The organism is Flavobacterium sp. LC2016-01 (assembly GCF_009711135.1).
Lineage (GTDB): Bacteria > Bacteroidota > Bacteroidia > Flavobacteriales > Flavobacteriaceae > Flavobacterium.
Window position 1 is genome coordinate 328,284 of sequence record NZ_WMIC01000003.1, and the last position, 23,202, is coordinate 351,485.

Genomic DNA, 23,202 nt, shown 5'->3' on the forward strand with positions numbered 1-23,202 from the left:
TTTAACTGAAAACATTCAATAATTAAAAAAATAAGAATTATGAAAACAACAGCTTTTAAATCCATTAACAAAAAAATTATCGCTTCGATAAATGTGCTCGTTCTTATGACAGTCACAGCCAAAGCTCAAAATTCAATAACTGTAAAAACAAAGGTGTTAAACGAAACAATTTCAAAAATGACTATGTATGAAGTTAAAGAAGGAGAACAGACTCAACTTCGTAAAGTGCTTTCGGATTATGTCGTTAATGCCATTGCTTCAAAAGAAAATATTATGGCCGAAGCTTTTTACGAAGAGAAAAAACCAAACATTTTATGGCTGATTGAAAGATGGAACAGCAAAAAAGAATTAGAAAAATTCAGCAAAAAAACACAGGCAAAATCATTAGAGACATTAGTTGAAAAATCGCTGCTAAAACCTGCTAAAACATATTATGTAAAAGATCTTGAGCCACTGACAAAGGAACAATGGAGAACAACTTCTAAAAAAGAAGACAATCAGCTTGTGATAATGCTGTTTGTTGATGCTAAAAAAGGAACACAGCAAAACTTTAAAGACACCTATCACATTGCAATGCCACAGTTTCGCAGTGAACCGGGAGTAGTGACTTATCAGCTTTCTGAAATTGAAGGCGATGATACACAATTTGTAACCTATGAAAAATTCAGAAGCAATGACGCGTTTCAGTATCATCTTAATTTTCCTCCAATTAAGCCTGTCATTGAATATTTGGAAACAAGCATAAAAAGTCAGCCTTTTCAAAATGGATTGCATAATCTGATTGAATTTGCGCCATTAACAAGAGAATAATCTAGAGAATTTCATCATAAAAAACAATTATAAATATTTTAAAAATTAGAAATCATGAAAAATTTAAAACCAATTATCGCAGCAAGCGTACTAGGAACTACAGCATTAAATGCACAAGTTAATCACGAACTGAATGTAATGAACCAATTAGCAACTCCTTCACATGTTTCTGTGATGCCCGTTTCACAGCTGTTAAACGCACCTGGAAATGAAGCTTTGAGAACATTCTTTTTTACTCCTGTTAAAGATAAAACCGTATTAAAAGGCAAAAAAATCGCTGTACTTGCTGCAGATGGTTTTGAAGAAATTGAATTAACTGGTCCGGTTTGGTATTTTAGAGAACTTGGTGCTCAAGTCGATATTATTGCTCCAAAATTTAATCCAGCTCCAGCAAGATATGGCTTAAGCACGCCCGAAATGGCAAAGACGCATATCATGGCAATTCAATATTTACAGCCTGTCGGATGGATTAAATTTGACCGCACGGCTGACCAGATAAAAGTAAGCGACTATGATGCCGTATTTATTCCGGGAGGCGCATGGAATCCAGATAATCTTCGTTACGACAAAGATGTTATCAAATTTATTCAGGATTTCAATAAATCAGGTAAACTAATTGCGGCTATATGTCACGCTCCTGTGGTTTTAGCTTCTGCAGATATTCTTAAAGGAAGAAAACTGACTGGCTATTGGAACATTCAAATTGATCTTAAAAACGCAGGCGGAATCGTTTCTGACCAACCTGTAGTAGTTGATGCCAACATTATTACAAGCAGACATCCAATTGATGTTGCTGATTTTTCAAAAGCTGTAGAAAGCTGGCTGGCTAAAAAATAATTATTCAAAAAATAAATAACGGAAACCGAAATTTCAGTTTCCGTTATCAAACAAAACTTACGTTATAAAATAATGAAAACAAATATTTTTGAACCTGTTTCTTTAGGTTCGTTAAAACTAAAAAACCGTATTTCGATGGCCCCTATGACGAGAGCTAGAAATGCAGACGGAATTCCGAATAATGACAATGCAGTATATTATGCACAGCGCGCCGGAGCCGGATTAATTATTACCGAAGGAACAGCAATTTCTGAAACGGCGAAAGGCGTACTTTATATTCCCGGTTTATATACAAAAGAACAAATAGACGGCTGGAAAAAAGTAACTAAAGCGGTACACGAAAAAGGAAGCACAATATTTACTCAATTATGGCATGTTGGCCGAGTTTCTCATACATCAAATCAGCCGGGCGGCATTGCTCCAGTTGGTCCTTCAGACATTCAGGCAACAACTTCGTTTGCATGGGGTTATGATGAAAATGGAAAAGAAGGCCCAGTGATTTCTTCGAAACCGCGAGCGCTTTCAAACATAGAGGTGAAGCAAATTGTAAAAGAATTTGCAAATGCTGCTAAAAATGCAATCAATGCTGGTTTTGACGGTGTTGAACTCCACGGAGCTAATGGCTATTTGATCGAGCAATTTTTAAATCCATTTGTGAATAATCGTTCCGATGAATATGGAGGCAGTATTGAAAACAGATCCCGATTTTTATTAGAAGCTGTTGATGCTGTTATTGAAGCTGTCGGCCATGAAAAAACTGCCATCCGACTTACTCCCTACGGCAGTTTAGGAGACTTGCCTCATTATGATGAAATTGAAGCCACTTATCAATATCTGGCAAAAGAACTAGCCAAACGAAATCTTGCTTATTTACATTTAATGGATCAACAGTCAAAAGGAAGCCACGCGCTGCCTGACGGATTTTTGGAGCGTTTCCGTTCTTGGTACGATGGTGTTATAATCTTGGCAGGAAGCATGGACAGAGAAAAATCTGAAAAACTTATAAATGCCGGAATTATTGATATTGCAGGTTTTGGCGAACCTTTTATCTCAAATCCTGATTTGGTTGAACGTTTAGAAAACAATTGGGAACTGACGCCGCCAAACAGAAATTTACATTACGGTTTGGGAAATCACGGCTATACAGATTGGAAAACCTATAGAGAACTTGAAATGGCTTAATTTACTTGCCAATCATTCTTTTTCGGAGTCGGCTTAACGATTCTGGCTTAATGCCAATGTAAGACGAAAGCTGATTTTGCGACACTAATTGAAAAAGATAAGGTTCTTTTTTTAAAATGGTCTTGTAGCGCTCTTCCGGAGTTTGAAAATGAAGCATTTCCTGACGTTCAATAATGATCAGATAAGCAGCTTCGGCGATGAGTCTTCCAAATTTTGACCAATTGGGACAGCTATTGTATAAACGTTCTACTTTCTCATATTCTAAAGCAATTACTTTTGAATCTTCCATTGCTCTACAGCTGTAATGAGCGGTTCCTTGTGTAATAAAACTAGCGAAATCAACCAGAAAATCATTTGCTTTTGCAAATCTGCTGTTGATTTCGTTTCCCTTATAATCCACATAAAACATTCTAAAAAAACCACTTTCAATAAAATAGATGTGACGGCAAATTTCGTCCTGCTGTAAAAGGTCTGTGTCTTTCTTTACTTCCATGTGGCTAATAATCGGCAGCATAAAATTGTATTCTTCGTCAGACATAGGTACAATTGATGTAATAACGTTCTTAAGCGCATCCATAATACTGATTTTAAAAGAATTAAGTTCCTTAAAATTAGATTTAATTCTGCTAAATACAAAATTCAATTATAAATATTAATGATTCGTTCTTAACCAAAGTCAATGGTATATACAAAATTACGGCGCTACCTTTGTCATGTAAATAAGTTGAAAATCAATTATTTATATCATTTAAAAAATTAATCTATTGCTAATAATAAAAACTTTTAATCATGAAAACTACATTCAACATCGAAGCAAAATCAAACAAGAATCCAAAACTAGGATTTAAAATCCATCTTCTTGTATTTTTATTAGTTACCCCAATTGTATTTATCGTTTGGTATCTTACTAGTACAACTTATCCTTGGCCACTTTGGTCAACACCAGCATGGGCAGTGGGAGTCGTTTTTCACTATTTAGGCGTATTTGTATTCAAAAAAAATAACACTAAATCTTATCGTCATGGAAACCAATCATACAGCATTTAAACGCATAGTAACGGGTCATGATACTGACGGAAAAGCCATTATAGTATCTAACGAAGTCCCTTCACGCACCTATATGGTTGGAGGACCAAATGGCGCTAAGTTTCACGAAATTTGGAACACAAAAGAAACTCCAGCATTAATTGACAATGAAACAGATCCAGAAGAAAACGCACTTACTTTAGGTCCTCCAAAACAGGGTACAAGAATTCGAGTTATTGATTTTCCGCCCGAAAGTGAGGAAATTAGAAATCTTACCAAAGAGCAAGCTTTTGAACATTTTAAAACCATGAAAGGCGAGCACGCTTCAAAAGCAGATGAAAATGCACCACACCCATTGATGCATAAAACAGAAACTATTGACTATGGAATTGTTCTTGAAGGCGAACTTACCTTAATTGTTGATCGCGGTGAAACAACTGCAAGAGCCGGCGATATTATCATACAACGAGGCACGAATCATGCCTGGAGCAATAAATCAGGAAAAATGTGCCGTGTTGTATTTATTCTGATAGATGGAAAATTTGACGAAAAACTACACTAACTCAAATAAAAAAAGCCATGCGAGTAAATCCTATAATCCCCGAAACAATGACTCCCGAAGTTCGTTATGTTCATGATGAAATTTTTAAACTCATCATGCACAGTCAAGGCCCAGTTTCCATGACAAATGACGAAGGTGCTTTAACTGGCCCGTTCCCTCCTATGCTTGCTTTTCCTCAATTTGGAGTTCCAGCTTTAAGTTTTGTACGTTCATTAGACAATCATGCGACGCTTTCAAAAAAAGTCAGAGAAGTGGCAATTCTAACAGTTGGCGCAGCATTTGGCGCACGCTTTGAACTTTATGCACACGAAATCATGGCGAAACATCTTGGCTTCTCTGCAGAGGCAGTCGCATCATTAGCATCAGGAATTCGTCCGGCGGAATTGAATAAAGAAGAAGCTATAGCTTATGATATTACTTCTGTTTTAGCAAAAGGCAAAATTGTTCCGGATGCCGCATATAACTTGGGAACAGATTTACTGGGAAAAGACGGCGTTGCCGAACTTATTTTCCTCATAGGTTCGTACAGCTTTCTGGCCATGGTATTAAATGGTTTTGATGTTCCTGCTCCAGAAATAAATTAATTAAAAGCATAGTATTAAAAAGCCTTGAAAACAGTGTGTTTCAAGGCTTTTTAAATTATATTATGTGAACTTTTTAATGCAAATTAAATATCGATTTAAGTTCCAGAATAGTTTTTCCTGATGGAAGTTCCTTGGCACCAATAATTAATTTTTCGGCCAAAAGCGAAGTCGAAATTGGTTTCAAATTTTTGAAAAGTCCCAATACATTTAGTGCTTTTATTACTTTAATAGAAATCTTTTCGCCCAAACGATCTGTATTTTCTCTGATCAGCGGTCCAGGTCTATAAATCAAATATTGCTCAAAATGAAGAGCAGCAATAAAATCTTCAAGTTTTCCTTTCATTTTAGAATAAAAAACACTGCTTTTTGCCGAGGCTCCGTAAGAGGAAACCAAAACAAAAGACTGCACCTCATTGTTTTTAGCCGCAACTGCAAAATCTGCAGGAATATCATAATCAATTTTCCACTGATTTTCTTTTGAACCCGCATCTTTTAATGTTGTTCCGAGGCAGGAAAAAAGAACATCTCCAACAATTAAATCCTTAAACTGATTTATTTCTGAAAAATTTACAATATGTTCTGTGAGTTTTGAATGCGATTTTCCTGTTGCACGGCGTACAAAGATTGAGACAGCATCATAATCATCATTTACAAGAAGCTGTTCTACCAATTCTTTTCCCGTTGCACCTGTCGCTCCAATTACTAATGCTTTCATAATAAAATAGAATTTTAAAGATTAGATTTCTTTCTTCAGAAAAATTTAATTTAGGTCTAAATTAATGAAAAAAGAACTTCAAACCTTAAATAAATGCACTTTCAAATAAACATTGCAAATGCTTACAAACAAAAAAAACTGCTTTAAAAAAAGCAGTTTTAAATTCAAAATCTAAAAAATAACCCCCAATAAACTCAACAAAATTAATAAGAAACCTTCCCTTTTTCTGACTTTTAATTTAATTCGGAGAATAAGCAAACTTTGTTTCAAGATACATTTCATCAAAATCAACTCCCATAAAATTCAAGGTTTTTAAAAAGCTTTTCACCTTGTTTTTTGCTTCCTTATTTGCTCCCGTGTAAAATAATTCATTTTCAGATTGTATTTTCTTTGGCGAAACCTGAATCTCTGAATCGACGATATTGTGTATTTTAACTATATGTGCTTCTGGCAAAAGCGATGCGATAATTTCACCCGATGATTTCAAATTTAAACTCGGTGCAAGACATTCTAAACTAAAAATCGGATTGTTGGCGTGTACCAATATTTTTTCTGTCATATCAGGCAGATCAGACAAAAAAAGCTGGATATCTTCCCGAGGGATAAATAAAACAAGCATGCTTGCTTTTGCAGCTTCACGTCGGCTGACTAATTTTACTTTGCCTTCCATCATTCCAACAAGTTCCCGTGCATGGCTGTTGTTGCGTGAATGACTAATTAATACTTGGTGTCCTGATTTAGCCGCTCTTGCTGCCAAGTCCATAGTTGTTCTGCAAACTCCAATAAATCCAATTTTCATAATTTTTTCGTTTTTAATCTACTTTGATTTTATAAAAAAATTCTTAAATCGTTAAAGTAAAATTTGTTAGCATTACAAATATAATTCTATATGCAATCGATTGAATTGCAAGAGCGTACCAATAAACCTACATTTTTGTAGATTTAAAACTACAAACCAAAAATTCTAAATTTTGTTTGTTATGTTTGTGCTATAAATCTGATTTCAAAAATGACGTTACTGCCCACTTTTCGTTATTATTGGTTTTTACTGCTGTTTATCGCAGTCAAAGGTTTTTGTCAGGAAAACTACGCTTTCAGATGGTATACTGCAGATAATAACGAATTGCCACAAAGCAGTATAAAAGCAATCGTTGCAGACAAATACAATTTTATATGGATGACTACAGAAAACGGGATCGTACGTTACGACGGCAACGTTTTTACGGCCTTTAATTCATCCAATACTTCGTTAGAACAAAGCCGTTTTACAGATATTTTTGGAAGTATTCAAAAAGACAGTCTGACAGCTTATAATCAAGGAAAAAAAGAGCTGGCGCTGATTAATGGGCGAAAGGTAAAGATTATCAAGAAAAAAGGAGAAGCTCTTAATATTGACAGAAATGGCCAGCATTTTTTCTTTCATGACGGACTGCCTTCTTACGTTACAATCGATCAGTCCGAGCCCTATTATATTAGATTATCTAATGGAAATATCTTTTTTGTAGATTCTAAAACTATTGAATTATGTGATGCTAAGATGAAAAGCATCTATAAAATTGCTTATGAAAACAGTAATGTTTTTAATTTTTTTGCCACTACAAATACACTTTATTATTTAAATGAAGATGGAAAATATGACAGCTTTTCGGAATCTGGAAAATCTTCCGGTTCACTAGATCCAAGTGTTTTTACAGCCAAGCGCAAACTTTTTTGGAATATAACCACGCATCAGATTTTTTTCTCGGTTAAAAATAAAGTATACTTTCTGAAAGAGCATAACAAACAGCTTTCTGCAAAACTAATCATAGAATTCAAAGAATTTGAAAAAAGCAATATCATTTCTATTTACTACGATCAAATCAATAGAAAAATATATTTAGGAAGCAGTACAGACGGTTTGTGTATTATTAATTTTCCTGTTTTTAAATCGGTTAAAAAAGATTCTAAAAATGCTGAGGTTTATTATGCTGGGCACGCTCTTAGCGACAGTACCATAATCACTCCCGAAGGATTCATATTCAGTAATAAAAGAGTTATTGACAGTATTCCTTTTCCTAAAACTGTTTTCTTAGATGAAAAAATTACGCTTGCCCTGGACAATGACAAAAATATCTGGATTGCCCGTTTGTACAATGTTCTTTGTTATTTAAAAAATACAAATTATAAAAAGTATGTTGTTTATAAATTCAATCAAAACCCAAAGACTATATTTAAAGATCAAGACAATACAATCTGGGTCAGTCTTGGCGAAGACGAATTTAATAATGCAAAATTATATTGCATCAAAAACGGAAAAATTTCTCTGGTTGCTGTATTAAAAAACAGGATTACTTTTATTGCACAATATGATCAAGATATCCTTTATTTTGGAACTGAGAAAGGCCTTTTCAGATTTAATAAAAGCTCACGGAAGCTCTATTATATAAAGAATTCTGAAAGAATAAATATCAGAAGCATCTATATTGACAGTCAGAAAAAAATATGGCTGACGACCTATGAGAAAAGCTTCTTTTTATATGATGGCAAAAGGTTCTCTTCTTTTCCGAAAGACGAAGACAATTATCTAAATTCGGCACATTGCATTGTAGAAGACAAAAAAGGTTTTTTCTGGATTCCAACAAACAAAGGACTTTTTCAAGTATTAAGAAAAACCTTGATTAAATATAATAAGAATAAATCTGGTGCGATCTATTATCATCAATACAACAAATCTGATGGTTTTTTGACAAATGAATTCAATGGAGGATGTCAGCCTAGCAGTAATCTTCTTAAAAATGATAATATTGTTTTACCATCAATAAACGGTTTCGTATTCTTTAATCCTTATAAAGTCGTCCCGTTACTTCCTGGTAGAGATCTTTATATAGATAAAGTAATTGTAGATCAAAAAGTGATTCACTCAAGTGATACCATTATACTGCCAAATAATTTTCAAAGGGTCAGCATTTTAATTGCTTATCCGTATTATGGCAACCCTGAAAATTTACACATCGAAGCAAAACTGGAAAAAACACCTAACAGCCGTTGGGAGCGAATAAAAAATGAAAGATCAATATCATTTACCTCTTTGCCTCCCGGCGAATACAAACTGACACTCAGAAGCTTATCTGATTTTGACTCTGAATATGTTTATAAAAGAATTTTACTTAAAGTTCCGGCTAAATTTTATCAAACGCTTTGGTTTGCAATCTTAGGCTATGTTTTATTAATTGCTTTTGTAATTTCACTTTGGTATGTCAGATTGTATTACATTAAAAGAAAAAGTATCAAATTGCAGGAGGTTATTGATGTAAAAACAAAAAAGCTGGCGGCAACAGTCAAGAAACTGCAAAAGACAAAAAGCAATCTAAAACAAGAAATCAAACAGCAGGAAACCTTAGTTAAAAGTATAAGCCACGATATCAAAAGTCCGTTGAAATTCTTGACCAATTCAATCAGTCATTTATTTGAAAGTGAAATAATTCAGGACGATCCAAAACTAAAAAAACATGTAGGGACAATTCGAATGTCAACTACACAGCTGTATGAATATGTTGAAAATCTTATTAAGTATTCGTCAATATTTATTGAAGGAAAAAAATTAGAAGATCATAGTTATTCGCTATACGATCTGATTGAAGAAAAATTTGATATTTTTGAAAAAATTGCAGAAGCTGAAAACATACAAATGGTCAACAGCGTAGACCCAAATCTGCAAATTAGAACCAATAAAAAAGCCCTTTCTATTATAGTGCATAATCTGGTTGATAATGCGCTGAAGAATGCACCAAATGGCCGTGTAGAATTGTTTTCTGGAATTAAAAACAATACGCTTTTGCTCACGATTATTGATAACGGAAAAGGTATGAGTCCAGAACTTATTAAGTACTATTTAGATTTTTACAAAAATCCAATTGTTAAAAACTACCATTTGGGATTACACATGATTATTGAACTCCTCCTGATTATTGAAGGAAATATCAATATTACAAGTGAAGTTAACCAAGGAACTGCTATTGAAATTATAGTCGAATATGATTAATAATCGAAAGTCTTGAAAAGATTAATCAGTTCAACTAAATTCGTGATTTTAAGTTTTTCAAAAAGTCTGGCTTTGTAAGTACTCACCGTTGACATATGAATATTAAGCATGTTTGAAATTTCAAGATTTCCATTGCCATTTATCAGCATTTCGGCAATTTGAAGTTCTCTTTTTGATAACGTTTCAAGCGGATTTTTTACTTTTTTAGCCGTTCGGACTTCCAATAATTTACTCACCAATTCTGGAGAAATATAAGACGAAGTTTCAAAAACAGATTTTATTGCAAACATCATTTTTTCTTCACTGCAAAGCTTATTCAGATAGCCATTTGCACCAGCCGAAATATACTGAAGTGCATATTGATCTTCTTCGTGTGCCGAAAAAACAAGAATTTTAACTGCTGGCTGAATCGCTCTGATATCGCTGATCATTTCTGTGCTTTTACCGCCCGGAATATTAATATCCAAAAGAACCATACAGAAAGGTTTTTCCCTTAAAAGGGCAACAGCTTCAAAGAAATTTTCAGCATTTGAAATTTCTACGTTTTCGATTTGTTTCTCCAAAACCATAGATACTCCATTTCGAACCACTAAATGATCATCAACAATTAAAATTTGCTTCATACATAAATATATTCACCGCCAAAATAAATACTATTTTTTAAACAAGTGAATGTTTTAGAACGATATTTTTCAAAAAAAATAAATGCCAAAATCCTTAACGATTTTGAAACCGCAATTTTAGTGGTTTCATGACTTTTTAAAACAAAAAAAGGAATAGCATTTACACTATTCCTCTTTTGCAATTTAACCTTGCTTAACAAAAAATAAAAATTAAAATAAAACTCTTTTAAGCTAAAACTGCGTTAGCTGCATATCTGAATGATTGTTTTTAAAATTAGAAACTCCGACGTTCAGCCAATTAAGATAATCGTCAATATCAGGATTATAGGATGATGATTCATTTAATAATTCGCCATCATTATTGACCAATACATAAAAAGGCTGCGCATTGGTTTTATATTTAATGGTCTGAAATTCACTCCATTTTTGTCCGATATATTTAATCTTTTTCCCCGTTAATTCAGAAACAACCTGCTCATTTGAAGCCAATTCTCTTTTATCATCAACATACAAAGAAATAAGAACAACATCATCTTTTAAAACCTTAAGCACTTTATTGTCAGACCATACATTGTCTTCCATTTTACGGCAATTAACGCAGGCGTGTCCGGTAAAATCAATCATAACCGGTTTTCCTATTTTTTTGGCGTATGCCATTCCTTTATCATAATCTGTAAAAGCAACAATATTATGTGGGCCCAATTCAGCTCCATCTGGTAAATTTGAACTTATTTCATTTGAATTTGTTCCAAAGCCATTCGGGATTTCACTGTAATTTAGTGGCGGTGGAAAACCGCTGATCAATTTTAAAGGTGCGCCCCAAATTCCGGGAATTAAATAGATGGTAAAGGACAAAACAACAATTCCTAAACCTAATCTCCCCACGCTGATGTGTGACAGCGGACTATCATGAGGTAATTGTATTTTTCCGAATAAATATAAAGTAAGCGCTGTAAAAATAGCAATCCAGATGGCTATGAAAGTTTCTCTTTCCAGTAAATGCAATTGCAATACTAAATCGGCATTGGACAAAAATTTAAACGCCAAAGCCAATTCTAAAAACCCTAAAACTACTTTTACCGAATTCAGCCATCCACCCGATTTTGGCAATGAATTCAGCCAGCCCGGAAAAGCCGCAAATAAGGTAAAAGGCAAAGCCAAAGCCAAAGAAAAACCAAACATCCCGACAAAAGGCGCAACACCGCCTCGTGACGCGGCTTCGACTAATAATGTACCTACAATTGGTCCAGTGCACGAAAATGAAACAATTGCTAGTGCCAAAGCCATAAATAATATGCCCACAATACCGCCTTTATCTGCCTGACTGTCTACTTTATTTGCCAGCGAATTTGGGAGCATAATTTCAAAAGCTCCTAAAAACGAAAGTGCGAAAATTATTAACAACAAAAAGAAAACAACATTAAACCAGACATTTGTCGACAAGGCATTTAGCGAATCTGCGCCAAAAGCCCAGGTTACAACCGCACCAAGAAAAATGTAGATGGTGATGATGAAAATTCCGTAAAAAACAGCTTTTCTAATTCCTTGTGATTTTGTTTTGCTTTGTTTGGTGAAAAAACTTACGGTCATAGGAATCATTGGGAAAACGCAAGGCGTAAGCAATGCGGCAAAACCAGAGAAAAAAGACAATATAAAAATCGTCCATAAATTATCTAATTCGGCTTTGCTTTTCTTTTTTGTAAGGACTGGTTTTACTGCGGCAATTGATTCTTTTATAACGATTGGTTCGGCTTGAATTTCATCAGCTGCAGTTGAATCTGGCAGAATTTTATCTGCTGTTATTTCAGGAACAATTTCTTCAACCGCCGCAACAGCAGATGCAGATGGAGTTACAGAAAATTCAAGTGAATCATAACTCGGAGGCAGGCAATTTTCATCATTGCAAACCATAAATTCAACCTCTGCTTTGATCTTAAAAGGTTTATTTCCGGCAAGTTTTATACGCTGTTTGAAAGTGGTTTCTTTTTCAAAAAACGTAATCTGCATTTTAAAAACAGGATCGCTAATCGTTTGTCCTTTTTCTTCTTTTACATCACCATTTAATTTAAATTCTGATGTTTTTGTAAAAGTAAAATGAGTTGGAATTGGTCCTCCGTCAGCAACATTCTGACTGTACAAGTGCCAGCCATTTTCTATGCTGGCTTTTGCCTGCAATTCATATTCAGTATCTGAAATTTTTTGAACGCTGGTTTTCCATTTTATCGGATTATATATCTGTGCCTGCACCATTATGGTGAACAACAACAGAAAACTCACTAAAAATATGTTCTTGTTCATGGGTATTTTTTTTATAAAAGAGGGCTGAATAGCAAAAAACAACCCTCTGTTTAATCCGTTGCAATTAACACTGCTTACTAATTCAAAATATTAATTGATTCCGGAAGTACAAATTAAATTCTTGTGATAGATTATTTTAAGGGCTTGAAAACAACTTCCATAGAATCGGCTTTGCTAAAAAAAGAAGTGGCAAATTCCTGAATGTCTTTTACTGTAATGCTTTTTACGATATTTTCATAAGTTGCAGCATCATCCATATTATATTTATTTCCAAAATAATTATAGATTAGGTTCATGCTGTAACTGTTAAAGTTTTTGCTGTCTTCTCTTGCTTTCAAATAATTTGTTCTGGTTTTCTCAATATCTTCTGAAGCGATTTCGCCTTTTTTGATTTTATCAATTTCCTGATAAACAATTGGCAGTAAATGTTCAACTTTATCTGCATCACAGTCAAAATTGATATTCATTTTTATTCTTGAAACTGGCAATTCTTCTAAACTTGAGCTAACTTGTGCACCATACGTTCCGCCTTCTTTTTCACGAAGACTTTCAGTATATCGCAACGTCAATATATCACCTAAGAAAGAAGCCAGTATTTTGTTTTTATGGCTAAAAGCACACTCTTTCAAAAATCCTATACGAACTGAGCTTTTAGGAGTTTCCATTTTAATGAAAATATCTTTGTCAATTTTACTTGAAACCCATTTTGGAACGTCCTTTTTAAACTTCTCTTTTCGTTTAATACCGCTTATACTTGCAATATATTTTTCTAATAAAGGTTTTAAAACTTCTGGCGTAACATCTCCAACAATATAAAATTCAAAGCCTGAAACATCAGCAAAACGATCCAAATAGAAAGCTTTCATGTTTTCAAAAGACAAGTCATCAATGAATTGCTGGTTCATTATTCGCACTTTTGGATTGTTTTTACCATAAATCGCAAAAGTCAAACTGTCCTTCATTTTAGATGAAATATCATTTTCTCTGTTTTTTAAAGAATTCTGCATTTTCTGTTTTAACAAATCGTATTGATCTTTATCAAATCTTGGTTTAACAAAACGCAAATGAACCAATTCCATCATGGCTTCAATGTCTTTTACATTTGCTGAACCCGAAACTGTTTCTGTCAAATTATTTATATCAGCAGAGGTTGCTACAATTTTTCCTTTTAGTACTTTATTTAACTCCACATACGAAAATGATGCTACCCCCGACATCATGGCCAGATTTGTTGCTGAAATTATAGAAGGAGTATCTTTAGCGTCATATAAAGATGATCCTCCAAGACTTACGGCTTGCAGCATAACTTCTTTTTTATTTTTATCAGCAAATTTATAATGCACTTTTACACCGTTGCTTAACGTATAAGTTGTCGCTCCAATTTCTTTCGTTTCTTTTTCAGCAACAATTTTACCTGGCTTTAAATCTGTACCATCCATTAGCGATTTAGCAACAAAAGTATCTGCATAAGGCTGTAACGAAGCATCATTTTCTGCTTTCTGAATAATATCAAATGCTTTTTCCTTCATTAAATTTTCTTCACCTTCTACACCAGTTACCGTTACCACACGGTTTTCTTTTGTATATAATTTAGCTACTTGATCTTGAAGAATTTTACTGTCAATATTTTTCAAAATGCTTTTTGTCATTTCAAATTCTACTGCAGGATCTGCAATTACTTCGTGGTTCAAATAATCGTCTTTTACCATTCCGATTACTTGTTTATGCGAAATCTCATTTATTTTTTCTAAATAATTTTCGTATCCAGAAATCGTTTCTTTAGCAGCTCTTTCCATTTCTCCTTTTGAGAAACCAAATTTATAGGCGCGAACCCATTCATTCATTACCGCCGTTAAAGATTCTGCTTGTTTTCCCGGTTTCGGGCTTATGCTTACAACAAAAACATCATTTAAACGAGAATAATTTTGATATCCAATTTGGGCACCTTTAAAAGGACATTCCTGTTTCTGAGCCATTTCTGCCAAACGATTGTTTATTATACCGAAAGCAATACTTCGCTGTGTTGATTTTTCTAAATCGGCAAAAGTTCCAGTTGGTTTTTCAGCTTCATGGCGAACCATGAAATTGATATTCGAAGCTGAAATTTCTTTGTCTAAAGCCAATTTAAAAGCTGGCTCAACTCTCTCTGGAATCGCAATTTCAAAACGGTTTTTAGGGTTTACTGGCGTCGGAATATCTGCAAAAAGTTTTTTGATTTTTGCTTCAACTTCATCTGCATTAATATCACCAACAATCGCGATTGCCTGTAGATCTGGTCGGTACCAATCTTTATAAAAATCTTTCAAAACCTGATATTTAAAGTTTTTTACGATTTCCATATCACCAATCGGCATACGCTCTGCATACAGCGAATTGTTGTAATAATACGGTGCAAGCTGATTGTAAATTCTGGCTCTTGCATTTTGTCTCGTACGCCATTCTTCGGTAATTACACCGCGTTCGGCATCGATTTCTTCATTCGTCAGAGACAAAAAATTAGACCAATCGTGCAAAACCAATAAACAAGTGTCCACCACTCCACCATCTTTAGACGGAATATTGTCTAAGTTGTAAACTGTTTCATCTGTGCTGGTGTAGGCATTGATATTTTTTCCGAAAACGGCTCCTTGTTTTTGAAGTGTATTCAAGATTCCTTTTCCTTCAAAATGTTTGGTTCCGTTAAACGCCATGTGTTCCAGAAAATGCGCCAGGCCTTTCTGCTGATCATTTTCTAAAATAGAACCCACGTTTTGAATGATATAATAACTCGCCGTATTTTTATTGACGTCAGTCGGATAAATATAATACGTCATTCTGTTTGGCAAAACGCCTTTTTTTATTTTCTGATTGACCGCGATTGGATCATTTGCTTTAAAATTCTGTGCGAATGTCAAACTTCCAATAAAAAGCAGTAAAACTGATATTTTTTTGCTGTACTTCATAAAGCGCTATTTTTAACCTTTCAATAATTTATCCAGCTGTACTCTCAACTCAGGATTTGACGGACGAAGCGCATCGGCATTAATGATGTTTCCTTTTGTGTCAAATAACAAGAATCTCGGAATCGCATTTACATCATAATTTTTAGCCACAGCTGAAGCAAAATCTTTATCGGCCATTAACTGAATTCCTTTTAATTGCTCTTTAGTCACAAAATCTTTCCATTTTTGAGCGTCTTTTGGTTTGTCTAACGAAAGACTTACAAACACGATATTTTTATCGTGATAATCTTCCTCGATTTTTTTCATGTGAGGAATCTCAGCTTTACAAGGTCCGCACCAAGTTGCCCATAAATCGATGTAAACATATTTTCCTTTAAAATCTGAAAACGAAACTGGTTTATCGTTAATGTCATTATACGTAAATTCAAGTCCTTTTTGACCCACATTTTTGTGAAGCACTTTTTCGTATTCTACTAAAAATGTTTTGCTCGCATTTGAAATCATATACGGTTTAATGCTTGGCGCTACTTTTTCATATTCTTCAATTTTCATTCTAGAACCTGCAACAGCATCACGTAAATAAACGTCTTTTAAAGCCGGATCTGTTATGTGCGTTATTGCTTCAGCTAAATCCAAACGTTTTGGCGCATCACCAGAATTCATAGTCACATAAAAGAAATAATTTGACATTAATGAAACACCGTTCTGCAATTTTAATAAATCTGGATCTGTAAACTTTTTATCTGTCTGCCAAGTTTTTATAACCGCAGGACGATCATCTTTATCAGGAAATGCGCTTCTCGGCATTCTGAAAAAAGTATACGTAAGTTCTTCAACATCTGTTGCTACTGCTAATTTTAATAACTTATCAAATGCAGCATCTTTGGTTTTGATTGTTTTAGAAAATTCATTGGCTTTAGATACCCCTTTATCAAGCCAAGGATAAAATTCTACATAAGTTGCATCTCCTCCAAGTCTGGCAAAAGGCGCAAATTCGTTATAGATTTCATTTGCTTTCTGAACCAAAACATTCTGTCCTACGTTTTTTCCGCTTAAAACATAACTCGTTTTATTGATTACCAAATTGATATCCAGTTTTGGCTCTAAATACAAACGAATTAATTGGTTTCTAGATTTAAATTGCCCGTAATCAACATAATAAAAGCCAGCAGCTGAAACTGGTGTCATAAAGCCAAACTCCCCCAGTGAATTAACTTTAGCGGTAGCAGCAACGACTGGCTTTCCTTCTTCAACATTGTAAAGCGTAACTTCTTTTGCAATAAAATCCGGAATCGAAATGGTTCCTTTTATTACTGCGTATTCTGAAATGCTCGAAGCAAAACCTATTTGAGCCGTAAACACGGTCAAAATGAAATAAAAAATGTGTTTTTTCATGATAGTTATTTGTTTTTTGTTTGATGTTTAAATTGAAATTCGCAGTGACTGATCGTTTTGTTCAATAATCAAATCTTTGCTTTCTTTGGTTTCCTTAAGCTTTTTAAGATTTTCTGGTTTCAATAAATCTTTGGCTTCAAAATCATTAATTTGAGTGACTTTTGCTCCAATTTTGACTTGCTGCAAATCTTTATTTTGCTGGTCTAAAATTCGCTTTACTAAAATATTCTCGTTCTCGTCAAATTCTAATTCGAGTCCGGCAAAATAAAATGAAGACTTTCTTTTAAAATTTTTGTTGGGTTCCAAATAAACTGTTTTGTGAAGTACATCCATTGTAAAATTGAAACGTTTTATTAAATCAATTCCCAAAGATCCATCGGCGAAAGCCCAGTTTTTATTAGCTTCTTCATATTCCTGAAGCGCGATAGTTACATCTGGAAAATTATTTCCGTTAATCGCAACATTCGGAATCGCACCGCCAACAATTTTAGTTTGTTTTCCTAAACTGTAATTGACCGATGTATATTCGGTTTTTAAACTTGCTTCCAGATCATTTTTATGATTAAAAGGCCCGTAAGCAATTAAATCGTAACCCGCTCCAGTATCAAAAGTGAAACTGCCTTCGACTGTTTTTTTATCTTCAAAAGTCAGATTCATTTTTACTACCGGAAGCCCTGATTTATAATCAAAAACCAATGGTTTTGCTTTCCCCCAATAAGTGAAATTTCCAAAATTGTACAAGTCAATTGTCATCGTATCAAAATTGACAGACGTTATATAATTGCGGAGTAAATTGGCACCAAATAATCCGTCATAAACACCATTTTTTGGAAAAATTACTAAACCTTGATTTTTTAAAACTTGATCGCCAATATGAATCGTATTATCTGCCGAATATTGCACTTGCTGACTTCCGCCAACCACAGAAGCCGATTTAGTTTTGGTTACCACAACTCCGGCTTTGTACGCGCTGTCAGGATTTAAAGCCATTCCGTCCGCACCGGTATCAAAGAGCATTAAAAATTCGCGATCGGCTTTGTTTAGTTTTATTTTGATAGCGATTCCGTTTTCGATCATTTGGAACGGAATACTGGCAACTTGTTTTACTTGCGCATTTCGATCGACTTTATATAAACCATCAAAAAAAGTTACGTACACGATTTTATTCTCCGAATTGAAAACAATTTGAGTCGGTTTCTTTTCTTTTCCTTTGAAGCAAAAATCGGCCAAAACAAAAGTTTCGTTTTTAATTGTTGCCGATTTTCCAATTTGGATAGAATCTAAAACCGGAAAAGCATTAAAAATACCGTTCAGATAAAATTCATTTGAAGAAGAATCTCCGGCACCAACAGTAAATTCAGGTGCCAGAAGATTTTTAATTTCGCTGTAATTTTTATTCTGAAAAGCTTTTTCGAAAGATTCAATAGCTTTTTGAACGCTGTTTTGAGCGTAAACATTATATCCAAAAATCAAGATTGAAAACAAGAATATCTTTTTCATTTCGAATTACTTTTGTAAAGTATATGGATTCGTTACCACTTTTTCTACGCCAAAATCTTTCAATAAAATACCCGAATATTTTGTAAATTCTTCCGGCGTATAAAAATCTTTAGATTCATTTACTAATTCTGTAAAGCCTTTCAAATCCTTGTTCTTTTCGAATTCTTTTTTCTTGCGTTGCAAAATGGTAAATACATGACTGTTAACGCTCCATTTTCCGTAATCTTTCGCTAATTTTTTACTGCTAAAAAGAAATGCATCGTCATATTGTTTCCCAACTCTTAAACCTGTAATAATCACAAAAGAAACTTCTTCAGTAACATCTTTAGATTTCAAATAAGTGTCGATAACGTCAAAAGGAACATTTCTTTTGTTTGCCATATAGGCCTGCACATAAAAATCCGGATACTCTTTTTCGTTGATCTGCGGACTGTATTTTTTAAAGATTCCTTTTTTAGCCTGATCTTTGGCATTTTGAAGCAAAGCCGTAAATTGTTCTACGTTTTGAAAACCGCCAGCAATATCAATTACTTTTCCGTCAGAATTCAGGAATAAAAAAGTTGGAAATCCAGTAACGCCGTATTTCATGCATAGTTTTTTTCCGATTTCTTCTTTTAAAATATCCGATTTGAAAGTGACAAAATCAGCATTTAAAACAGCGGCTACTTTAGGATCTGGAAATACCTCTTTGTCCATTTGTGCACACGGCATACAGCCTGTGAAATACAAATCGACAAAAATTAATTTTTTCTCCGTTTGAGCTTGTTTTTTAGCATTTTCCCAGCTTTCATCGGTTGATTGTGTCTGTGCTTTTAAGGCAATAGAAGGACAGGCAAGCAGCAAAACTGCGCTTGCGATTTTGATAAATCGTTTCATAAATGTGATTGTTAAGAAACCGAATGAAGAATGAACATCATGCTTCATTCGGTATTGTTTTTAAGTTTTTAACTTTCTTTAATTATCGTACACGGTAAGTAACATCGACAATTTTGCATAAGCCTGAATAACTGTTTTCTAAAATTAAATTACCATTTACAGGCGGCACTGTATACAATTCTAATTTTCCTGTTGTGCTGTAAGAACCCACAATTAATTTGTTGATAATCTCTTTTTTTCCTCTTTTGCTGAAACCTAGATAGGTAATTTCTTCATTTCCTTTATCCAACATTAATTTTGCAGATTGCGTTCCGCTGTCGTATTCATACACTTTGTTTCCAACAGTATAAAATAAATAACCAGCATCTGGACTTACGGCAAATTTTGTGGCTTTATCTAAATCGGGTGCATTCAGCATTTCTTTATAATAGGTCTGCACGGCACTTGTATTAAAACGAAGCATATAGAATTTACCTGTAGAAATATTCTTTAATACCGCAAAACTTTCATTTAAATTGAAATTTGATGTAGTCATAAAAATCAGCTCGCAGTTGGGATTATTCCAATCCAGTGTTGTTGGAGAAGCTGTAACAGGAGGCATTGCTGAACAATTTCCTTTTGAATAACTATAACGCAGAAAACGGTGTTTTTCAGCATCAAAAAAGACAGGAGTTCCTGTTCCTGTGGTTTCTGCGATGAAAGGAGCTGCATAGAAAGTTTTAGTTTCAAGATCTACTTTATTTTGCGGCAATCCATATCTAATTTGTACGGCTCTATTGTAATAATAAATATCACCATCTTTATACAGGTAATTTTCTGATCCTCCAGGACATTTCATAAAATCTACTGCAAAATTTGTTGGAAAATTTCCCCCAATTGTTTCGTATGCAATATTCATGGTCTGATTCCATTCAAAAGAATCGGGTTCTAATCTTGCTGTTCCAGATTCTGAAGCTGTTACATAAATTCCATAAATAACACTTCCCGACAAAGGCCCGCTAAAAGATTCTACATCTACAGCTTTTCCTTTTAATTTCAATGCAGACCCAGCGGCATCTAACACATCATTTATAATACGCGGCTGCGGAATTCCTGGGATTACAGAAACCATATCTAATCGCGCTTTTCCGTCTACATCTCCCACAACCAGCCATCCTTCATAAATAGAAGAAACTACATTTAATGTAATAATGGGTTGCTGCCAGTTGATTCCCGTTACTTTATCCTTGATAAAATAATAAAGACTATATTTTGCCGGCGGTAATTTTAAAATCCCATCCAAATTTCTTGTGGTCGCAATAGTTGTCCTTGCCTCATTAACCAATTTTAAAGGATTTACCGCAACCCATTTATATTCATATCGGTCAGGATCTTTGCCTTCATCTAAAGTCGGGTTTATTTCTGGTGCAATCTTAAAATAATCTCCTGTGTAAACCGTGTATTCTTGTTGAATTCCTGTTACATTCAACTCATTTATAGCAGCATAATTGTAATTGCCTTCATCGCTTACACATCCGTATGCCAAAAAGAGAAGCGCTACTACGGCTGTCTGTATTTTTATATTTTTAAACATCGCTTTATATTTTTAAATTAAAGAATGGTTTTAAGGAAAGAACATTTCTTTTCCGTCTTCCTCATAAATTGTATTGCCGTTGGCTTTTTGATCGGCGAGATAACGTTTCATAAAACTTCCATAATACAAGACTTCAGGTATTGAAAGTCCTGGCGCAGTTGTAGGCAGATTAAACATTTCTGGTTCCAGATTCATCAAATCACACATCAAAAAGAGTTTTTTAGCAGTAAATACTCCGAATGTTCCTGTTTGCCAACTTATTGGCTGCATCAGCTTATCAGTAAATGTCAATTTAAAACGCGTGTAATTAATCTTTTTCTGTGTCAAAACATTTGTCACTTTGTCCTTCATATTTACAGTGAAAAACTCGTTTTCTTCGAGATTTAAAACTAATGTTACCGATTTATCTTTTAAATCTAAAGTTCTTTTAACCGTTACGGGAATTGAATCTATCTCTTTGCCGGCATGCAGCACAATATTTTCAGGCAAAGAAAAATGTGTTCCTAAAACCGCTGTACTTGCAGGATCTACAGAAACTTTAATTTTTCGATCAACAGCACTTACTTTTCCTTGAACTCGAATTGGAAGCATATAAACTCTTCCAGTAATAGAAGCTTTATCAAAACTAAAACTGAATCCAGTACTGTCTATAAGTGGTCCATTGTTATATGCTGGAAATACAGCAAGTGGAAAATAAATGTTATCTGTGGCTTTATACGTTTCAATTTCTTCTTTATCGCAAGATGTCAAGCCAAAAAGAGAACAAAGAAGAATACTTAAAATCAATATTTTTTTCATGATTACTTTTTTAGTTTTGAAAATTAACTTCCGAATCTGGTAATGGCACCACATATTTAACTGCATTCATGGTCACATTTCCTGAAGATGCAGCACCATTTGGAATTGCAGTCGAATTGGTTCTTTTATAATAGAAGAACAGTTGTCCTTCACCTATAAATTCTTTTCTGTACTCTTTTGTAATTTCTGTAGCCAATACTGCAGTAGCTGCCAAATTGGTCAAACCTCTATTAAATCGAAGTGTGTTTAAAAAAGCAATACCATCAGCTGGTACGGGTGCTGTTTCTGCCGCAATAAGATACAATTCTGAAAGTTTGAACATTGGAATCTGAAAGCGGAAAAGTTTAGTTTTGTCTGTTACGTCTTCATATTTAAAAAATGTCTTCTGAGTTTTTCCTCCCGTAATTGGAATTTTCCAGCTTGGCAAACTTCTATAATCGTTATCATTAGATTCAAAAACAGCATTAATTCTGCTCAACATTGGAGCATAAATATTAAACTCGTCTAAACTAGAATCAAAAAGTACTTTTTGTTTGGTATACAAAGTATAATCACTAAGAGCAAAGAAATTTTCAGCATAAAAAATACGATCTGGATTAGACGTGTTTGTAGCTTCTAAAAATGGAGTCCAAGTAATAAAAGAATTTGCTTTTACAAAATTTATAACTTCAGTTGCTATAGCAAAAGCTCCCGTTTTATCTCCAGCGTACAAAAGAACTCTGGCTTTTAAACATTTCACAGCCAGAATATTCATTCTTTGTCCGCGGTATGAAGAATAATACGGATTTGAATCAAATGCTGTTGATGCTACCGTTTTTCCTGTCGTAAGTATAGGATCATTTGCCAAAAGCGCAATAGCAGCATCTAAATCGGCTGTTATTTTTGCAATAACATCTGTAGCGGGTAAAATTGGATTATTTGCTGTTACTGCCGCATCATAATAAGGTATTGATGGATTTGCTGGCGCAACTTTGTAAATTGGTCCGTACAATCTTAACATATCAAAATGAATCATCGCACGAATAGCAATTGCTTCTCCTTTTAAAAGATTTGCTTTCTCAGCTGAAATAACTCCAGCATGTTGGTCAATACTTTCTAAAAATTTATTTGCAGACAAAACCGTTGTAAAAGCACTTTGCCAAATTGCAGAGAAAGTATTTTTTGGAAGTGTCTCAGCATAAGAATAGTTCGAAATTGTACTTTTAACATGTGAGCTTCCTATATTATATTGCTGTCCCAAAATTTCTACAGCATCCATAGTCAGCTGTCTGCCATACAAATTATTTACAGCCAGCTGAAGATAAAGTCCGTTATGCACATTTTGCACACCAGCTTCAGAGCTGTAGGCCTGATCTTCTAAAATTTTATCTTGTGGCACAACATCCAAAAAATCACTGCAGCTTACTACAACTAAAGAAGCAAGCAAAAGGAATGTAATTTTATATAAATACTTATTCATA

At 34.2% G+C, this 23,202-nt stretch carries 19 protein-coding genes; 7 read left to right on the top strand and 12 right to left on the bottom strand.

The genetic code is table 11. From position 1 onward, the window contains the following. Nucleotides 1-39 precede the first annotated feature (39 nt). The 3 genes from GKZ88_RS08485 (at nt 40) to GKZ88_RS08495 (ending at nt 2,829) form a co-directional block, all read left to right on the top strand. A complete protein-coding gene (locus GKZ88_RS08485; protein ID WP_155101939.1) occupies nt 40-810 on the top strand; it encodes an antibiotic biosynthesis monooxygenase family protein in 771 nt (256 codons plus the stop codon). Nucleotides 811-864: 54 nt separating this feature from the next. Then, a complete protein-coding gene (locus GKZ88_RS08490; RefSeq protein ID WP_155101940.1) occupies nt 865-1,647 on the top strand; it encodes a type 1 glutamine amidotransferase domain-containing protein in 783 nt (260 codons plus the stop codon). A 72-nt stretch (nt 1,648-1,719) separates the two neighbouring features. Continuing rightward, a complete protein-coding gene (locus tag GKZ88_RS08495) occupies nt 1,720-2,829 on the top strand; it encodes an alkene reductase (RefSeq protein ID WP_155101941.1) in 1,110 nt (369 codons plus the stop codon). 1 nt (nt 2,830) lies between these two features. Here the strand turns inward: GKZ88_RS08495 and GKZ88_RS08500 are convergent, their stop codons facing one another. Continuing rightward, nucleotides 2,831-3,406 (bottom strand): Crp/Fnr family transcriptional regulator, encoded by a 576-nt coding sequence (locus GKZ88_RS08500; RefSeq protein ID WP_155101942.1) that lies wholly within the window; start codon nt 3,404-3,406, stop codon nt 2,831-2,833. Nucleotides 3,407-3,618: 212 nt separating this feature from the next. Between GKZ88_RS08500 and GKZ88_RS08505 the strand changes: the two genes are divergently transcribed. From GKZ88_RS08505 to GKZ88_RS08515, 3 genes are read left to right on the top strand one after another with little or no spacing between them, the layout of a single operon-like run. Further along, the gene (locus GKZ88_RS08505) at nt 3,619-3,876 is read left to right on the top strand and encodes a 2TM domain-containing protein (protein WP_155101943.1); all 258 of its coding nucleotides are present in this window, start codon (nt 3,619-3,621) and stop codon (nt 3,874-3,876) included. Beyond that, on the top strand, nt 3,851-4,417 hold the full coding sequence (locus GKZ88_RS08510; protein ID WP_155101944.1) for a cupin domain-containing protein: 567 nt from the start codon (nt 3,851-3,853) through the stop codon (nt 4,415-4,417). Before GKZ88_RS08505 ends, GKZ88_RS08510 begins: the two co-directional genes overlap by 26 nt. A gap of 17 nt (nt 4,418-4,434) precedes the next feature. Continuing rightward, entirely contained in the window at nt 4,435-5,001 is a 567-nt protein-coding gene (locus GKZ88_RS08515; RefSeq protein ID WP_155101945.1) for a carboxymuconolactone decarboxylase family protein, read from the top strand. Between the two features lie 73 nt (nt 5,002-5,074). Here GKZ88_RS08515 and GKZ88_RS08520 read toward each other — a convergent pair whose 3' ends face one another. Together GKZ88_RS08520 and GKZ88_RS08525 are read right to left on the bottom strand one after the other, a co-directional pair. Next, nucleotides 5,075-5,716, bottom strand: coding sequence for an NAD(P)H-binding protein (locus GKZ88_RS08520; protein ID WP_155101946.1), 642 nt, complete (start codon nt 5,714-5,716; stop codon nt 5,075-5,077). A gap of 238 nt (nt 5,717-5,954) precedes the next feature. Beyond that, complete coding sequence (locus GKZ88_RS08525; protein ID WP_155101947.1) at nt 5,955-6,515, bottom strand: NAD(P)-binding domain-containing protein; 561 nt, start codon at nt 6,513-6,515, stop codon at nt 5,955-5,957. Between the two features lie 210 nt (nt 6,516-6,725). On the opposite strand from GKZ88_RS08525, the gene GKZ88_RS08530 reads away from it, so the two are divergent. Continuing rightward, entirely contained in the window at nt 6,726-9,737 is a 3,012-nt protein-coding gene (locus GKZ88_RS08530; RefSeq protein WP_155101948.1) for an ATP-binding protein, read from the top strand. Here the strand turns inward: GKZ88_RS08530 and GKZ88_RS08535 are convergent. From GKZ88_RS08535 to GKZ88_RS08575, 9 genes are all read right to left on the bottom strand, one after another. Next, the gene (locus GKZ88_RS08535) at nt 9,734-10,360 is read right to left on the bottom strand and encodes a response regulator transcription factor (RefSeq protein WP_155101949.1); all 627 of its coding nucleotides are present in this window, start codon (nt 10,358-10,360) and stop codon (nt 9,734-9,736) included. The genes GKZ88_RS08530 and GKZ88_RS08535 overlap by 4 nt on opposite strands. Nucleotides 10,361-10,591: 231 nt before the next feature. Then, a complete protein-coding gene (locus tag GKZ88_RS08540) occupies nt 10,592-12,658 on the bottom strand; it encodes a cytochrome c biogenesis protein CcdA (RefSeq protein ID WP_155101950.1) in 2,067 nt (688 codons plus the stop codon). A 131-nt stretch (nt 12,659-12,789) separates the two neighbouring features. After that, nucleotides 12,790-15,600, bottom strand: a complete 2,811-nt coding sequence (locus GKZ88_RS08545) for a M16 family metallopeptidase (RefSeq protein ID WP_155101951.1) — start codon at nt 15,598-15,600, stop codon at nt 12,790-12,792. A gap of 12 nt (nt 15,601-15,612) precedes the next feature. Then, on the bottom strand, nt 15,613-16,995 hold the full coding sequence (locus GKZ88_RS22460) for a TlpA disulfide reductase family protein (RefSeq protein WP_230392485.1): 1,383 nt from the start codon (nt 16,993-16,995) through the stop codon (nt 15,613-15,615). Between the two features lie 27 nt (nt 16,996-17,022). Continuing rightward, complete coding sequence (locus GKZ88_RS08555; protein ID WP_155101952.1) at nt 17,023-18,495, bottom strand: retropepsin-like aspartic protease; 1,473 nt, start codon at nt 18,493-18,495, stop codon at nt 17,023-17,025. Between the two features lie 6 nt (nt 18,496-18,501). After that, nucleotides 18,502-19,371 (bottom strand): thioredoxin fold domain-containing protein, encoded by an 870-nt coding sequence (locus GKZ88_RS08560; protein ID WP_196216457.1) that lies wholly within the window; start codon nt 19,369-19,371, stop codon nt 18,502-18,504. A gap of 82 nt (nt 19,372-19,453) precedes the next feature. Then, complete coding sequence (locus GKZ88_RS08565) at nt 19,454-20,944, bottom strand: PKD-like family lipoprotein (RefSeq protein ID WP_155101954.1); 1,491 nt, start codon at nt 20,942-20,944, stop codon at nt 19,454-19,456. A 30-nt stretch (nt 20,945-20,974) separates the two neighbouring features. Then, on the bottom strand, nt 20,975-21,742 hold the full coding sequence (locus GKZ88_RS08570; protein ID WP_196216458.1) for a DUF4843 domain-containing protein: 768 nt from the start codon (nt 21,740-21,742) through the stop codon (nt 20,975-20,977). Nucleotides 21,743-21,752: 10 nt separating this feature from the next. After that, nucleotides 21,753-23,201 carry a RagB/SusD family nutrient uptake outer membrane protein gene (locus GKZ88_RS08575; RefSeq protein ID WP_155101956.1) on the bottom strand — a complete coding sequence of 483 codons (1,449 nt, stop codon included), beginning with the start codon at nt 23,199-23,201 and terminating at the stop codon, nt 21,753-21,755. Nucleotide 23,202: the final 1 nt, after the last annotated feature.

Bases quoted from the DNA above. Each gene is read 5' to 3' on its own strand.
- GKZ88_RS08540 (WP_155101950.1), bottom strand. From the start codon at position 12,658: ATGAACAAGAACATATTTTTAGTGAGTTTTCTGTTGTTGTTCACCATA.
- GKZ88_RS08490 (WP_155101940.1), top strand. From the start codon at position 865: ATGAAAAATTTAAAACCAATTATCGCAGCAAGCGTACTAGGAACTACA.
- GKZ88_RS08570 (WP_196216458.1), bottom strand. From the start codon at position 21,742: ATGAAAAAAATATTGATTTTAAGTATTCTTCTTTGTTCTCTTTTTGGC.
- GKZ88_RS08485 (WP_155101939.1), top strand. From the start codon at position 40: ATGAAAACAACAGCTTTTAAATCCATTAACAAAAAAATTATCGCTTCG.
- GKZ88_RS08575 (WP_155101956.1), bottom strand. From the start codon at position 23,201: ATGAATAAGTATTTATATAAAATTACATTCCTTTTGCTTGCTTCTTTA.
- GKZ88_RS08565 (WP_155101954.1), bottom strand. From the start codon at position 20,944: ATGTTTAAAAATATAAAAATACAGACAGCCGTAGTAGCGCTTCTCTTT.
- GKZ88_RS08525 (WP_155101947.1), bottom strand. From the start codon at position 6,515: ATGAAAATTGGATTTATTGGAGTTTGCAGAACAACTATGGACTTGGCA.
- GKZ88_RS08515 (WP_155101945.1), top strand. From the start codon at position 4,435: ATGCGAGTAAATCCTATAATCCCCGAAACAATGACTCCCGAAGTTCGT.
- GKZ88_RS08505 (WP_155101943.1), top strand. From the start codon at position 3,619: ATGAAAACTACATTCAACATCGAAGCAAAATCAAACAAGAATCCAAAA.
- GKZ88_RS08495 (WP_155101941.1), top strand. From the start codon at position 1,720: ATGAAAACAAATATTTTTGAACCTGTTTCTTTAGGTTCGTTAAAACTA.
- GKZ88_RS08510 (WP_155101944.1), top strand. From the start codon at position 3,851: ATGGAAACCAATCATACAGCATTTAAACGCATAGTAACGGGTCATGAT.
- GKZ88_RS08520 (WP_155101946.1), bottom strand. From the start codon at position 5,716: ATGAAAGCATTAGTAATTGGAGCGACAGGTGCAACGGGAAAAGAATTG.
- GKZ88_RS08555 (WP_155101952.1), bottom strand. From the start codon at position 18,495: ATGAAAAAGATATTCTTGTTTTCAATCTTGATTTTTGGATATAATGTT.
- GKZ88_RS22460 (WP_230392485.1), bottom strand. From the start codon at position 16,995: ATGAAAAAACACATTTTTTATTTCATTTTGACCGTGTTTACGGCTCAA.
- GKZ88_RS08530 (WP_155101948.1), top strand. From the start codon at position 6,726: ATGACGTTACTGCCCACTTTTCGTTATTATTGGTTTTTACTGCTGTTT.
- GKZ88_RS08500 (WP_155101942.1), bottom strand. From the start codon at position 3,406: ATGGATGCGCTTAAGAACGTTATTACATCAATTGTACCTATGTCTGAC.
- GKZ88_RS08560 (WP_196216457.1), bottom strand. From the start codon at position 19,371: ATGAAACGATTTATCAAAATCGCAAGCGCAGTTTTGCTGCTTGCCTGT.
- GKZ88_RS08535 (WP_155101949.1), bottom strand. From the start codon at position 10,360: ATGAAGCAAATTTTAATTGTTGATGATCATTTAGTGGTTCGAAATGGA.
- GKZ88_RS08545 (WP_155101951.1), bottom strand. From the start codon at position 15,600: ATGAAGTACAGCAAAAAAATATCAGTTTTACTGCTTTTTATTGGAAGT.